General features: G+C 55.9%; 9 protein-coding genes. All 9 read right to left on the bottom strand.

All coding sequences use genetic code 11. The features are described 5' to 3' along the window. Positions 1-85: 85 nt before the first annotated feature. The 9 genes from LIY45_RS23445 to LIY45_RS23405 all read right to left on the bottom strand — a co-directional run bounded on the left by LIY45_RS23445 (position 86) and on the right by LIY45_RS23405 (position 14,908). On the bottom strand, positions 86-355 hold the full coding sequence (locus tag LIY45_RS23445) for a hypothetical protein (protein ID WP_226477766.1): 270 nt from the start codon (positions 353-355) through the stop codon (positions 86-88). Positions 356-1,186: 831 nt separating this feature from the next. Next, complete coding sequence (locus LIY45_RS23440; protein ID WP_226477765.1) at positions 1,187-1,534, bottom strand: hypothetical protein; 348 nt, start codon at positions 1,532-1,534, stop codon at positions 1,187-1,189. Between the two features lie 212 nt (positions 1,535-1,746). Further along, positions 1,747-2,088 carry a hypothetical protein gene (locus tag LIY45_RS23435; RefSeq protein ID WP_226477764.1) on the bottom strand — a complete coding sequence of 114 codons (342 nt, stop codon included), beginning with the start codon at positions 2,086-2,088 and terminating at the stop codon, positions 1,747-1,749. A 423-nt stretch (positions 2,089-2,511) separates the two neighbouring features. Beyond that, positions 2,512-2,772, bottom strand: a complete 261-nt coding sequence (locus LIY45_RS23430) for a hypothetical protein (RefSeq protein WP_226477763.1) — start codon at positions 2,770-2,772, stop codon at positions 2,512-2,514. Positions 2,773-2,774: 2 nt separating this feature from the next. After that, positions 2,775-3,281 carry a hypothetical protein gene (locus tag LIY45_RS23425; RefSeq protein ID WP_226477762.1) on the bottom strand — a complete coding sequence of 169 codons (507 nt, stop codon included), beginning with the start codon at positions 3,279-3,281 and terminating at the stop codon, positions 2,775-2,777. Between the two features lie 70 nt (positions 3,282-3,351). Further along, positions 3,352-3,822 carry a hypothetical protein gene (locus tag LIY45_RS23420; protein WP_226477761.1) on the bottom strand — a complete coding sequence of 157 codons (471 nt, stop codon included), beginning with the start codon at positions 3,820-3,822 and terminating at the stop codon, positions 3,352-3,354. Beyond that, a complete protein-coding gene (locus tag LIY45_RS23415) occupies positions 3,822-4,205 on the bottom strand; it encodes a hypothetical protein (RefSeq protein WP_226477760.1) in 384 nt (127 codons plus the stop codon). Before LIY45_RS23415 ends, LIY45_RS23420 begins: the two co-directional genes overlap by 1 nt. A 16-nt stretch (positions 4,206-4,221) precedes the next feature. Then, positions 4,222-4,515, bottom strand: coding sequence for a hypothetical protein (locus LIY45_RS23410; protein WP_122252391.1), 294 nt, complete (start codon positions 4,513-4,515; stop codon positions 4,222-4,224). Between the two features lie 7 nt (positions 4,516-4,522). Further along, the gene (locus LIY45_RS23405; protein WP_226477759.1) at positions 4,523-14,908 is read right to left on the bottom strand and encodes a hemagglutinin repeat-containing protein; all 10,386 of its coding nucleotides are present in this window, start codon (positions 14,906-14,908) and stop codon (positions 4,523-4,525) included. Positions 14,909-14,924: the final 16 nt, after the last annotated feature.

The following is a 14,924-nucleotide window of genomic DNA, read 5'->3' as shown; positions in this document are numbered from 1 at the left end:
GGGTCAAAGGGGACGGATTTATTTAATCAACTCATCTGGAGTTTTATATATTTAAATAAATCCGCCCCCTTTACGTTCACTACAATTAACAAGAGACATTCAAACCGCAAGCAGAGATAAAATCACGTATAGGTATATCAAGAAAGCTACTCTCTCCAGCGGAAAGAACATCTTGCAATGTGACGATGCCTTTTTCAAAGTCCAAAGAAACGTCAAAGCAATTAAACTCGAACTCCCTGAGCAGAACGCTCTTTGAGCAAATCCGCTCATCAAAGGCATCTTTCAAAATAGAGCGAACGCTGTCGTCCAACTCTTGGGCGACAAATCGCTCTATTAGTGTACCGCCACTACTCATAACTATTCCTAACTAGTACGTGAATGCAGTCTGAATCACACCATCCCGAACATTTATTTTGACTGTCGATGTTGGAGCGCCTGAGACGTTTGTTCCAATCACCTTACCTGCGTTGTACTCAATAACGTGCCCACCTGGCCCATTAGGAGTTACCTTCCCATACCTCAGTGCGTTATCAACATGGGTCAAAGGGGACGGATTTATTTAATCGACCAAATTGGAGTTTTTTTAAAATTTAATATTTAAATAAATCCGCCCCCTTTACGCTAAAGCAAACATACAGTTCGTTACAGAAACACTCTAGTACATATAGCAATTTTCATCACTGCCACCCTCGGGCTGCCATGCCCTAATAATACCTTCCTCGGAAACCAACACCGAATAACGGCAATCCCTGATCCACGTAATATAGATCCGTTTATTTTTTCCTTCAGCAACAACCCGATCAAACACGCGATTTTTATTAACTGGCGACCATAGCGACCCGCCACAATCTCGCTGACAAATGGAGTGATTATGCGAATCCAGCGTAGTTCCCACCCACGCGTCTTTACTGTTCTTCCATCCAGAGTACGAAGGCGCACAGCCCGTGATTAAAAAAGCGACTAATACAAAGAGACTAATCTTGCGCACGTTTTTTCTCCGCTTCGATTTGGGGCCGATATTTGTCATAGATAGCAGCATAATTAACAAATAGTGCCGGAGGCATACTTCCGAGATTTTCAAAAACTGACATTTTTGTCCCTTTGGGTCAAAGGGGACGGATTTATTTAATCAACTCATCTGGAGTTTTAAATTGTTTAAATAAATCCGTCCCCTTTACGTACCAAACTATTTAGCTTTATAACGAATATCCTCTCGCATAAGTCGTAAAACCTCAGACCAATTCCACAGTATCCCTGGAATATGATTCTCAGGCACCAGCTTTCCGCGGTCACTTTCAGGAAAAAACTTCATTGCCGCTTCGCAATGGCTATAGAATAAATTGAAGCAATCGTCCTTAACATTGTCTAAGACGATGAAGCTCTGCGCTTGCTCATCTAATGCCTCATATATCTTTCTCATACAACTATATTGCTCATGAGTGAAGAATGCTCTTGTTCCTTCGACAATACAATCAAACACCCCCCCTGAAGTCCCCCAGCCTGAAGATTCATTTATCGATATATACATACCCATAGAGGTCACCGCAAAATTAATATCTTGTTTTGTTGCTCTTTTGGCAGCAACTTAATCCAGCCATTGACCATTTCTTGGTTACTAGGCGTAAGGTTTCTATAGTTGATAGGTCAAAGGGGACGGATTTATTTAATCGACCCATCTGGAGCTTTTTAAGCTTAATATTTAAATAAATCTGTCCCTTTTACGTAGGATAGATTTGTGGGGATTCCTCAGGGTCCGCCCCATAATAATTTCGCTTTGAATATATCAGGAACTAGTTCAAAAAGAGCCCGAATTAATTTCAGATGCCCCCAGTAATTTGGTGAAATATCATCACTACAATTATCAAAGTAATACTTAGCCTGATGATTTAAAAACCATATGTCATGCTCGGAAAACTCAGAATTCAACAAACTATTGGCAAGGTTATGCACCAACTCTGCTTCAAAATAACAAGACCTATCTTTACCCTTTATTTTTTCATCAAGAGTCTGAATATTTCTTATATAAGGCAACGCTAGAGAAAACATCCTGACGTATATTTCATTTTTTTTCATATGTGCAATCATCATTTTCTCACCGGCATGGACTGGGCCCCAGCGGGGGCATTTCTCGTCTGAGTCCAAGATTGTCCGCATCCTCAATTTCACGGTGAGTCAGCCAGTTGTACGTCGAGGCTTTTTGGGCGATCTCCGAGCCCTTTTCAAGATCACCATCAACGGCTGCAGCTGCTAACAAGCCCGTCAGTTGCGACAGCACCAACGTAATGTCGTCATTACCGCGTGCTGCCCAAGCCAGCTGGTTGATCAGTGCCTCATTCAGTCCGGCAGCCGCAGCACCGGTTTTGAAGTCGCTGCCAGTCGCTTCGCCAGCAGGCCGACCATTAACGCGAGGAAATAGGCGTCAGACCACTATTCTTCTATGTTTTTAAAGAGCAACTCTGCCAGCCTTAAAACGTGGTCTGCCCCCTATCCCCCGGTTTGACCAGAATTTGTTCATTCCTTTTCTTCAAGATAGGGCCAATATTCTAAGCTCCCGGTTTTTTTTATCCAAACCCGACCGCATACAGGACAAGTAATAACATCTCTACTAGCTGCATCTATACGATCAAAAAACTCTTCAAAAGAGAGTTCCCCCTTATCTGCCTGTTCCGCCAAGCTATATAACAACTTATTTGGAACAAGAGTAAACTCCTCCGAAACAGGAGAATTAATCAGGCTAATAACATGAGAGCATCTACATGAAAACTTAGCCATTCCTACCTCCCTAGCAGGCTATTAATAGCCTGCCTATCCAACTGAATAGATTTCTCCCCCTGCGAGAAAATCACTTGATTCAAAGGAATTGGCTCCCCCCCTTTGCTTTTCCCAAAAGCAGCAGCAGCAGACTTGTACATATCTACTTTGCTAAAGTTCTCAGGAACAACAACAACTATCGAGCTAGCCTGTCCCTGAACCACCTTCTTCTCGATCTCTCGAGAAATAGTCTTGGGGTTCAGATTATTTGGCGCATAAACATCCACCTTTCCAAGCTCCTGAACATTGAATTCAGCGGTAGGCACACCAGATATGCCTTTTTTGCTTGCCTCCAAGGGCACATGAACATCGTAGCCAAGTTTCTGGATAGCGTTCAGTCCTTGTTGTTCCGAAACGCTCAGACTCTCAAATGTCTTCCCGTTCTCGAAGGAAATGCTTCCCTGTCGAGGAACTATGGAGGTCCCTGACCCTTTTGCACCAGCCTCCTTTACCGGGTGAGCATACGCCATGCCAGCCTCAGCATCCGGCGAGACTGTCGAGGTGTATGGCGCCTTTCCTGTGTCCAGCCCTTTTGCACCATTAACTCACAGAGATAAGGCTCACCCCCTCGCTGATCACTATTTCCTCTGGGATCTCATCATAGACAAAAAGCTCATCACCTAAGTTTAAAATGGATAGGCAAAAACCATTATCAAACGAGAGAGCAACGCCTACCACTACGTCTTCCGCTAAGGACTGTACAAGCGATGCTGACACTAACTTCCTTCCTACAACATCGGAGAAATAAAGCTCACCAGAGATACAAAAAATATCTTGCCTACCGTATTCACCTAGATCGCAGCTTGAAATCGGACTCAAAGAAAAACAGAGAGATGCACCATCAGGTCCGCCATAGAGCTTCCCAATTTCAGAATTTTCAAATAGAAGGCCAACCTCTTGAGGGGCAGAATCCCTCTCGGAAGAGAACACATGGAATAGAGCATTTACTGACAGTAGTTTCTTCCCGAGCACTGTTAACAGCCAGGCAATCATAAGTTCAGGAAAGTTCATTACCTGACGCCTCCCTTCAATGCGCTCTGTACAGATGGATTCTGAGTTACCCCATCCTTCAGGATAGTAACGAACGTTCCATCAGGCTTGGTAATAACCACATCATTACCCTTAACTCTGAAAAACACATCACCCCGTGCGCCATTTGCTCCTTGCCCAGCAAAAGTCCCAGGGATTACTTTTTCAGGGTTACTCCCAACGTCATGAATTTTATCAAGTACCATTTTACGATCTGCTGGGCTAGCCGCGTTGCCGCCGAAATCTTCAACGTGCTTACCGAGCTTTTTACCTAGCTGCTTCGAATCTACCTTAAATGCTGCACCAGCACCTACGCCACTTGCAGGAATAGATGTAGCACCAGGTTTCGGAAGAAGACCGGACACTTCCCCTTTTGCACCATCACCCTTTTATACGTTCTAAGAACTCGGCCATTGCCTGTGGATCACGCTCCACAAGCTCTTCAATCAAACCTTCGGCTGCCCAATGCAGAATCATGTCCCCTCCTCCGCCATCCTTGCAGAGGATGAGATCACTTGACAAAGACGAGTCAACAACATTGACTTCTCTATCGCTGAGTACCATCAGACCGCCGTAACCATCATACGGAATGACCCAGTAATAGCGCTCGCTCTCTATCCAGTAAATCCCAAAAACCTGGACAGGCTCTTCACGCCCAATTTCTCGAATAATCATATCCACATCACTCAATAGTCCTACCGGGCTGCAGCACAGGGGGCAGCTGCTGCGGCGTGGTAATTTTCATATCGTATGCTTTACCGGTGGCGGAGTTGTACTGGTAGTGGAGGGTTATATTTTCTCCGCTAGGCAGACGGTGACTTACTTCCATTTTTCTCCATCCCTCACTCCGAGGGAAGTCTTTATCGCCCGCCAGTTTTGTATCACGACCGGCTGAGGGATTTTCTATCACTCTGTTCCACAAAATCTGCTCGTTCAGATCTCTTGGCGCAGTTGACTGATAGCTCTTTGCTGTTGAATGCGTTGCATAGTCTGGAAGGCCAGCAGAAAACTCATCGGCAGCATTTTCTCGACCATAATAATCTCTATTTACGCTAGACCTTTCAGTAACAGCATTCGGGCTATATGGATCATCCACAATAGTTGGTTTACCGCCACTGAAACCACTAGAACCGCCACCTTTTGCACCCGCTAACTCTACCCTAGCAACAACCTTAGCAGTGACTTTTTCGAGGATCAAGGCGCCGCCTTTTACCGCACCGCCAACCCCAGTCACAAGCGATGCCACGTCGCTTATCAACTTCCCAGTTTCACGTCCCGCATTAAAAGACCCGCCCGGCCCAGCCCTCTCATACTCCTCACTCAGCTTATTAATGCGATCAATGTACGACTGCTTGACGGACTCCGATACATTTCCCAGCACATCGCCACTATCAAACAAGGAGCTCAGCGAGCGATAGGTTTCTATGGGACTGCCGACAACATCGATGACGCCCTTCACTGTATCGACAAGCCCTTCTGGCACTCCTACCAGCGCTCCCGCCCTAAAACTGATGTCCTGGCCCTTGTCGACGAGAAACCACTTTGCCTCAACGCCAGCTTCACATTTACCCGTCGGGCACGCCGCCTTTTCCTGAGCTTTCTGAGCTTCTTGTTGTTTGCTCAGATAGTTGTTCTGAACAGCATTAGTCCCCGCCTGCGCGCCCGTCACTGCCCCGCTCAGGTCGCCGCCAGCAATCCCACCCGCCAGACCTGCGGCCAAACCAGACAACGCTGAAACCGTATCTTTCTGCTCCTGCGTCAGATCCGCCGTTTTCGTGCCTGGGTAGAGTTGGTGGGCGATCAGCTCGCCCGTCGCAGCCCCGGCACCGCCTGCGAGCGCCGAGTTGCCCTGTGCCTGCGCGATCACCGCACCCAATACGGCATGCGCCATGGTGTTCAGTGCAGCGTTATTTCCGGTAGTCTTCTTGATGACTTGTGCCAGATACGGTGCCGATGCGCCCGCAATGGCTGAACCGATATCGCCTCCCACCAGCCCTTGCAATGCTGCCGTCACCGCCTGCGCTACACGCGGGTAATTGCCGCCGACCCCGTAGTCCGCCATGATCCGTTGATAAGCGTCAGTGGCAATCAGTTGTTTCTTGTAGGCGTCGACGTCCTCTTTTTTGGCATCTTTTCCAGGTTCCTTGATGCCACGCTTATCAAGTTCAGCACGCGCCTCTTTATCAGCATCGATCTGGCCTTGGGTTCGAACGATGTCTACTGCCTGAGTACCAATATCCGCAATCAACTGCACCTGCCGCAGGCGCTTCTGCTCTTTCTCCTTATCGAAGATGGGGCTGATGCTGCCGTTGGCGTGTTCAACATCGTGGCTCAGTGTTGCGACGTCCTGCTGCTGTTTGACAGGATCGCGGATGTCGAGGGTGCCGTTGGAAATGGCCGATGACGTGGTGCCGCTGTCACTGTCGCCATGATTGAATGCGATCAAGCTGCCAGAGGGCATATTGCTGATGAAGGCATTTGCGCTGCTTGCGCCACTGCTGACGCTGGCGCTCTGCAACTGGCTCATGTAATCAGCTTTGTTCTTTAAAACGCTCCAGCCAAGCGTGCTGGTGCTCAGGCGGTTTTTGTCTGCCGTTGCAGTACTGGCGATCACACTGCCATCGAGTTGCGTGTGGTTGCCTACGTCGATCTGGTAGCCGCCCTTACCGCCAAACAGGCCAGTTTGTTCCTGCACACTCTTATAGTTGGAGTCGATCTTGCTCTTGCTGATGCTGAGCGAACCGCTGCCCGTCATGGTGCCAAACGTGAAACTTGCGCCACCGCTGACATCGGTTTGTTTGGACTTGTAGTCATCGGTGTCTTGCAGACTTTGCAGCGTAAGATCGCGGCCCACCGCTGCCTTGATCTGGTCTGCACTGACCTGCGCACCTTTGAGGGTAGTGTCTCGCCCACTGATCAGGCTGACTTGCTTGCCCGCATCCAGCGTCGTTTCCGTCCAGGTTGTGCCATTGCCTTTCTCGCTGCCGGTGCCCTTGTTGGCATTGGCGAAGATGCTAAGGCCAGCACCATTGGAACTCGCCCCAAAGCTAAGGCCAACGGCTCCGCCGCCACTGCTGTTCTTGCCATCGAGTTTTTGTGTGTTGGAGGCGGCTTCCAGGCGGATATCACGCTCGGCCGCCAACCGCATTTCATTACCGGCCTGGAGCTTGCTGCCCTGGACACGGATGTCTCCATCTTCGCCAGACGTGCCATTGCCGGTAGCGACGATGCTGAGGTTGTTGCCGCTGGTGAGGCTGCTGCCTTGGCTTACCGTTTGTTCTTGGGTTTGTTTGGAGCTGGACTTCTGCGAACCAAGCGAGATGGCAATGCCGACAAACTCACCGGCGTTAGCGCCGGTCATACCGCCATTCTGCTGCGCCGCCTGCCACGCCTGCACACCCGTCAACCCCGCCTTTACACCCTGCAGCGCCGAGAGGCGCCCGTCGTCCTCATTCTTGGCTTGTTTGGCAGTCTGGTAAGCGGAGTCCACCGCGCTACCCACGGTGCCGGATAGCGCCAGGGTCAAACCACTGGTTTTGCTCTTGGAGGTCTGCTCGCTGCGGTTGTTGTTCTCGGAAGCCAGGATGCTGACATTTTGCCCAATCAGGCTGATGTCCTTACCGGCAACCACGTCAGAGCCGCGAATGGTCAGGTCTTTGCCAGCCTGAATATCCACGCTGCCCAGCACACTGCCGATGTTGCTGGCCCGGGTGGTCTCGGTGCTGCTGGTGAAGGTGTTCTGGTTGCTGCTTGAACCCAACATCACGCCGATGCCGCCGCTGCTCATCAAGCCCGATTTTTTGGTCGAGGACGAATGGCTTTGTTCAAAGGTTTCCGTCGCCCCATCAATCACCACATTGCGACCGGCAATCAGGCTGGTGGCGTTGGTGGAAACCACGTCGCTGGCGGTAGTACCGATGTCACGGCCAGCACGCACGACCACGGTATCAGCGCTGATGGAAGAGCCCTGCTGGCTGATCTGGTTACTGCTGTCGATGCGCGTTTTCTGGGTGCTGGACAGCAACCCTTTGCTGGTTTTGGTTTTGCGGTAATAGCTGTAGTCGCTGTCTCGCACAGCGTTCAGCGCCAGGTCATTGCCTGCGTACAGGTAGGCTTCCTTGCCGGCACTCGCACGGCTGGCGCTGACCACGAGGTCGTTACCGGCACTGAGGGAGAGGTTCTCACCGGCAACCAACGATGTGCCCACTTGCTGAACGTGGTCTTCCTGGCTGGTGACCTTCTTGGAATTAAACGCCGAATGCTGTTCATTCGCCGCCGACGCCAGGTTCACATTGCCCTTGGCTACCAGCGCCAGATCACGCGTGGCATTCAACTGGCTGCCGATGGCACTGATATCCCGCGCAGCCACCACCTGGAAGTCGCGCCCGGCTTCAATCACGGTGCCGTACTGGTTTGCGCTGCTGCTGCGCATGTAGGTGCTGGCGGTGTTGGCATTGCGCTGTTCGGCGGTAGCCAGGTTTACATCGCGCCCGGCTTGAACGCCCAGGTCGGCGCCGCTTTTGAAGGCGCCGCCGGTGCTGTTGACGTCGCGCCCGGCTTGCAGGGTGAGGGTGTTGGCGGCTTCGATGCGGGCGGCGTTGTCGACGAAGTCGGTGCGTTCGGTGCGGTAGCCGCTGCTGCTCTGGTGGCTGGTGACGGTGCGCTCGTTGAGTACATCGCCATTCACTGCGCTGACGCTGACGTCGCGCCCGGCGATGATGCCGCCGGCGCGGTTGGTGAGGTTGTTGCCGGCGAGCAGGTCGAGGCGGTTGCCGGCTTGAGCAAGGCCGCTGTTGACCATGTTGCGCCCGGCGCTGGCAGCCAGGTTGTTGGTGGCGCGCAGGGTGCCGACGTTGTTGAGGTCGGTGCCGCTGACCAGGTTCAGGTCGTTGCCGGTGATGAGTGCGCCGTTGGGCGCCAGGCGGTTGTTGGCCTGGGCCAGGTAGAGCACGGGCACCAGCACTTGCTGGCCAGCGACGGTGGCGTTTTCCATCCACACGATGTCGTGGGTCAGGGCCGCGACTTGCTCGGCGGTGAGGCTCACGCCTACGGCCAGGTTAAGCGCCTGTTTGGTGCCGATGGCGTTGTCCATCAGGTACTTGAACATTGAGGCGTCGCTGGTCTGACCATCGATGAAACGCTGGCCAGTGCGGGCGATGACGGCTTGCTGGATCAGGCGTTGTTCATACAACCCATCGCCCAGGCGCTTCTGGGCCTGGTCCGGGTCGAAGCCCAGTTTGGACAGCATGTAATCAGAGCTTAAAAACTGGCTGAGGTTGGTCAGCAGCGGGTTGGTTTCGATCAGGAATTTCTGTGGATTGGAGACGAACTGGCTGTCTGGCAGGCCTTGTACGCGGTTGATCACCACGCCGTCGGCCGAGGTGCCGCTGCCGGGTACGACCGGGCCGGTAACCGGCGTGCGGTCTAAGCTGCCGCCGCCCAAGGTCCAGCCTTGCGAGCCAGTACTGGCCGGCGCGCTGGCGCTTTCACCACTGAGGCGGAACAGCCCGCCCTGCCCGCTGGGCAAGGTGAAGCCGGGCAGACTCAACGGGTTGATCTGCTGTTGAGCGAGGTCAGGCGGCAGTTGCTGGTTGAGGGTGACGCGGGTGGAGTAACCGGCTGCGCCACTGGCACCGGTGGCGCCGGTGGTGGTTTTGGCGCCCGCACCGATGTAGTTGTAACCCAGGCGTACCACGCTGTTGTCGATACCGGCTTGCGCCTTGACGTCTACCGCGCCGGCAGCCTGAATCACTGCAGCGTAACGTTGGTCGTCACTGGCGATTTTGGTGACTTTGCCGAACTGGGTGTTCTCACTCTCCATCAGGCCGACGAAGTTGGCCACGGTAGCTTCCAGGCCACCGAGGTCATTGGGGTTGTAGCCGGCGCTTTGGTACCAGTATTTGTTGGTGAGTGCGGCGGCGGCGCTGAACCAGCCTTCCGGGTGTTTGGTACGGGTGGAGGTGAAGAGCCGGTAGGTCTCGGTCTCGCCGGTTTCGATGCCGGTGTTGACCAGGTTGTTCAAGCGTGCGGTGAAGGTGCCACCGGCCGCAATCGAGCTGCTGCTGTTGAGCAGATCGCCGCCCGCCAGGGTCATGTTACCGCCCGAGGTGATGCTCGAACCGGCGCTGGCAGCGGTCACCTCCAGTTTGTCGCGGGTCACCAGCTCCCACACGTAGTTGCGCGGGGTGCCGCCTGCTTTGCAGTCGCCGGCGTTAACGTACTTGATGCACGTGCCTTCGGTGGCCGAGGCGGTGTAGACACCTGCGTCATTGACGGTGAGTACCGCCCGTTCATTTTTGATCGAGTTGGCGGACAGGCTGAGGTTGCCGTCACTCTGGATCGTCGATGAACTGTTGATGATGCTGCTGGCCAGGCTGCCCTTGCCGTCGCGGTCGACGCTCAGGTTGCCCATGCTGTAGAGGTCGGCATAGCTGTTGTTCAGCGCATCGACACGCAGGCTCATGTCTGCGCCGCTGAAGATCAGGCCATGGTCGTTGAGCAAGGCGCCGGTGGTGGCGACCAGTCGTTGGCCGCTGCCCAGGGTCGCGTAGTTGTTGAGCGTGCCGGCGTTGAGCAACAGGTCGGTGGCGGCGGTGATGCGCCCGCGGTTGTTGAGCGTGCCGACAATGTTGGCGGTGGTGACGTCGCCGCCGGCAATGCTTGCCGTGTCGCTCAGGGTGGCTTGGGCCGCGCTGAGGTTGAGGCTGCCCAGACTGCTGATGCGCCCGGTACTGTTCAATGCGCCGCTCAAGGTCAGGTCGAGTATGCCGTCGCTGGCGATCAGGCCATGGGTGGTCCAGTTAACGCCGTTACCGGTAAAACGCCGGGCGCCGAGCAGTTGGCCAGTGGCGGTCTGGTCGAGGGTGTCGACGTTGACCGTGAGTTGCCCGGCCTGGATTACGCTACTGTTGGTCCAGTTGCCCTGGGTGATGGTCAAGTCGCCACGGGTGACCAGGCTGCCGCCCACGTCGTTGAGGTTGGCGGGTGCAATGCCGAAATTGCCGGTGCCCACGTGCAGTACGTTGCCGCCCAGGTTCTGGAAGCTGCCGGCGTTGAGGGTCAGGTCGTTGTTAGCGGTCTCCAGCTGGCCGTTGCGGTTGTCGAACAGACCACCGATGGCGAATTCGGTGGTGCCCGCTTTGCCGAGCGCGCGAAGGCGCCCGGTCTGGTTGTCGAGGCTGGCGGCGCGCACCTTGAGGGTGGTTTCGCTTTCGATGATGCCCAGACGGTTGTTGAGTGCGCCGCTCAGGTCCAAGTCGATTTGTTGCGCGGCAATCTGGCCATCGTTGTCGCCGCTGTTATCGAAGTCATGCCCGACCACACGCATCAGGCCTTTGGCATAGAGCCCGCCGTTGCGGTTGTCGAAGTTGCCGGTGGTGACCAGACCGTTGCCGCCCTGCGCGGACATGCGCCCGCCGTAGTTGTCCACCACGCCGGCTTGCAGATCCAGGGTTTGACCCTGCATCACGCCGCCCTGACGATTGTTATTGAGGTCGTAACCGTTGCGCAGTACGCCGACTACTTGGGTTTGCAGTGCGGCCTTGAGGCTGGCGAGGGTGCCGCCACGGTTGTCGAGGCTGGCTGCGTTAACACTCAGGTCGCCCGCCTGGGCGATCAGTTTACCGCTCTGGTTATCCAGCGCGTCGGCCACGTCGACGGTCATGCCGCCCTGGCTTTGCACGGTACCGTTGCCATTCTCCACGCGGTTGGCCGTGAGGCTGAGATCAGCGTTCTGGCTGTAGATCAAACCGTCGTTGCCGTTCTGCACCAGGCCGCTGGCAGTGATACTCAGGCGATCATTCGCGGCCAACGTGCCACGGTTACGGTTGTCCAGGCCGCCCGTCAGCAGGGTCAACAGGCCTTGGCTGCCGATTTGCCCGCCCTGGTTGTCGATCTGTGCGGCACGGCTGATCAGCAACGGCCCGCCGCTGGCCAACTTGCCATTGGTGTTGGTCAGGGTCGCCAACAGGTCGAGGGTGGTGGAGGTGCCGCCGCTGATGCTGCCGGCGCTGTTGTCCAGGCTTTGCGCATTCAGGTTCAAGGCTGCGCCGCTGTCGATCACGCCGCCTTGGGCGTTGTTGAGCAAACCGCCCACAGTAATATTCTGGCCAGCGGCGCTGGAGAGTACGCCCTTGCTGCTGTTGTCCAGTCCGCCAGCGCTCACGGTCAGCGTTTTCTGGCTGACCAGTGCACCAGCGCCACTGTTGAGCAGGCCGGCGGTCAGCGTGGCGTTCAGGTCGCCGTAACGGCTCGACAAGGTGCCGCCGTTGCGGTTGTCGAGGTTGGCGCCGCTGACGGTCAGGCCCTGCCAGCCGGACATCAAGCCATTCTGGTTGATCAGGTTGTCGGCATTGAGCACCAGCAGGTTATTGCTGATCAGCTTGCCGTTGCTGTTGTTCAACGTGCGACCGCTGAGGTTAAGGGTTTGCGCGCTGGAGAGTTCGCCACCCCCGTTGTTCAGGTCGCGCAGGTGATTGATGGTCAGGTTGCCGGCAGTGGTGATCAGACCTCCGGTGTTGTTCAGGTCGCCGGTGGCGTTGCCGAAGTCCAGGGCAATCGCACTGCCCAGCAGTGAACCGTTCTGGTTGTCCAGTGCGGCGCTGTTGAGCGTCAGGGTATTGCCTGCATTGAGCAGGCCTTGGCCGCGGTTGGTCAGGCGGCCGTCAACGTTGAGCAGGGTGTCGCCACGGCTGGTGAGCGTGCCACCGCTGTTGTTGAGGCTGGCGGCGTGAGCGTCGAGCGATGCTGCGGCGATCATGCCTTTGACATTGGTCAGGGCCTGGCCGATGCGCAGGGTCAGCGCGGTGTTACTCAACAGTTTGCCGCTGCTGTTGTCGAGGTTGTCGGCGGTGAGCATGAACGCCTGGGCGCTGGAAATCTCGCCGCCCTGGTTATGCACATCCTTGAGATTATTGAGCATCAGCAGCGGCGCGTTGATCAGCCCGCCCTGATTGTTAAGCTCGCCACGCTGGAGGTCCAGGGTCAAGGCGTCGGCGCTGGTGATCTGGCCGCCCTGCTGGTTGTTCAGCTCTGAGGTGGTGAGGTTCGCGGCTTGTCGCGCGCTCAGGGTGCCTTTCTGGCTGTTGTCGATACTCGCGCTGTTCAGGTTCAAGGTGCCATCGGTCACCAGGCGCCCGCCTTGGTTGTCCACGCCGCCAAGGGCACTGAGGGTCAGCGGGCCAGCACTGGAGAGTGTCCCGCCGCCGTTGGCCAGCGTGTGGGCCGTGACACTCAGCAGCCCTTCGCTGCTGATCAGGCCCTGGTTGCGGTTGAGCAACTGATCGACATTCAGGCTCAAGCCGCTACCGGCTATCACCAGCCCGCCATCGCTGTTATCCAGTTGTGTACCGGTTACCTGCACGCTCGTTCGGCTGGACAACTCGCCGTTACGGTTGTCGATGCTGGCCACACTCAGCTGTACACCGCCGATACCAGCGACCATGCCTTTGCGGCGGTTATCCAGGCTGTTCCCGGTAAGGGCGACGTTGCCTTGGCTGGTGATCAGCCCGTTCTGGTTGTTGAGGGCGTCAATATTCAGGCTCAACGCCTTGCCCGCCGTGATCAGGCCCGCGACGTTATCGACGGTGGCGACCGTCAGCGTCGCCGTGTCCAGGCTGGAGACTTCACCAGCTTGGTTTTGCAAATCACCTACGGAAGCGGTCAACGGTCCATTGCTGGTTACGAGGCCGCCCTGGGTGTTTTGCAGGCGATCCGTCGTAATAGCCAAGCCGGCATTACTAAGAATGCGGCCTTTGTTCTGGTTGTCGACCGAGGCCGCCGATACCTGGGTGTGCTGCTTTGAACTCAGGGTACCGCCCTGGTTGTTCAGGGCTTGAGCATCAACGCTCAACGCACGGCTGGCGATGACACTGGTGCCGGTGTTGTTGACGGTCTTGCCGCGCAGGCTGACATCGCCCACTGCATTGCGAGTGTTATCGGTGTTTACACCGGCTTCGATGATATCGCTGTTGGTCAACGTGCCGCCGCTGGACAGCGCAATGCGGTCACGGGCGGCCAGGCTCTGACGGTTGGTGAGATCGCCTTGGGTTTGCACGTCCAAGGCCGTACCAGCGTACACCGGCCCTTGGGCGTCCAGGCTCGCGGCGTTAACGTTGATCGCGCCGCTCGCCGCCGTCTGCGCCATGCTCAGGCGCCCATTGGCAGCCAACTGGATATCCCCACCACTGGCGGCCAAGGTACCGTCAAGCTTCACGCCTACGCCGGCCTCGGTGCCCACCAGTTTGATCGCACCGGCGTACATGCCGCCCAATGCCGAGGAGTCGATGGCCAGCTCGGGCTTGGCGCTGCCGTCATCGGCGCGCGCGGTGGCTTTCAGGCTGTTGGCGTCGACGTCGTTACGCCCGGCAATGACGGTCAATTCCCGTGCATTGATCTGCGCATTGATCTTGGCCGAGCGGGTGATGATCTCGAAGCGGTCGACATTGCTGGCATTCAAGCCTTCACCGTCGATGGTCACGGCGCCGCCGTCAACCTGGTAGCGCTGCAACTGGCCGCTGGCGTCGAGCACCGGTTTGCCGGTGGTGAGGGTCACGTTGGGGGTGTTGATAAAGCCGCAACCGCTGCACGTGACGCCGTACGGGTTGGCGACGATGACTTTGGCCGACTGGCCCGCCACTTCGGTGTAGCCGCGCAGTTGGCTGGGGCTGCCGCCGTTGACTTCGTTGAGGATGACGCTGGCCGCGCCGCCCTTGAGGTTGGGGTTACCAACGATGTAGCCACCCAGTTGGGTGTTCGTCACGGGGCCGTTGGCGTTGTTGAGGATCACGCCGTTGGGGCCGACGTTGTAGTCCTTGAATTGGTTATGGGACAAGCCACTGCCATTGGGGGTGGCGATGTTCACCACCGGCACGCCATTGCCGGCCTGGCCGACGGTGGTGCCCGGCGCGCTGACCACAATGCCTTCGGCCTGGGCCAGCAGCGGCTGCCAGAACAGCGCGTTGGCCAGGATCAGCACCAAACCGCGCTTGGGCAGGCCGAAGAACGAGTCTCGCGGTTTCAGCGCAGCAGAAGGTTGGCGGGCCAGGAAGGCAAAGTGGCGAACATCCATTGTCATATTCTCGATG

Origin of the sequence: Pseudomonas sp. MWU16-30323, assembly GCF_020515595.1 — a bacterium.
GTDB classification, from domain to species: domain Bacteria; phylum Pseudomonadota; class Gammaproteobacteria; order Pseudomonadales; family Pseudomonadaceae; genus Aquipseudomonas; species Aquipseudomonas yamanorum.
The sequence above is the reverse complement of the archived record's forward strand: the minus strand, read 5'-3'. Positions and strand labels throughout refer to the sequence as shown.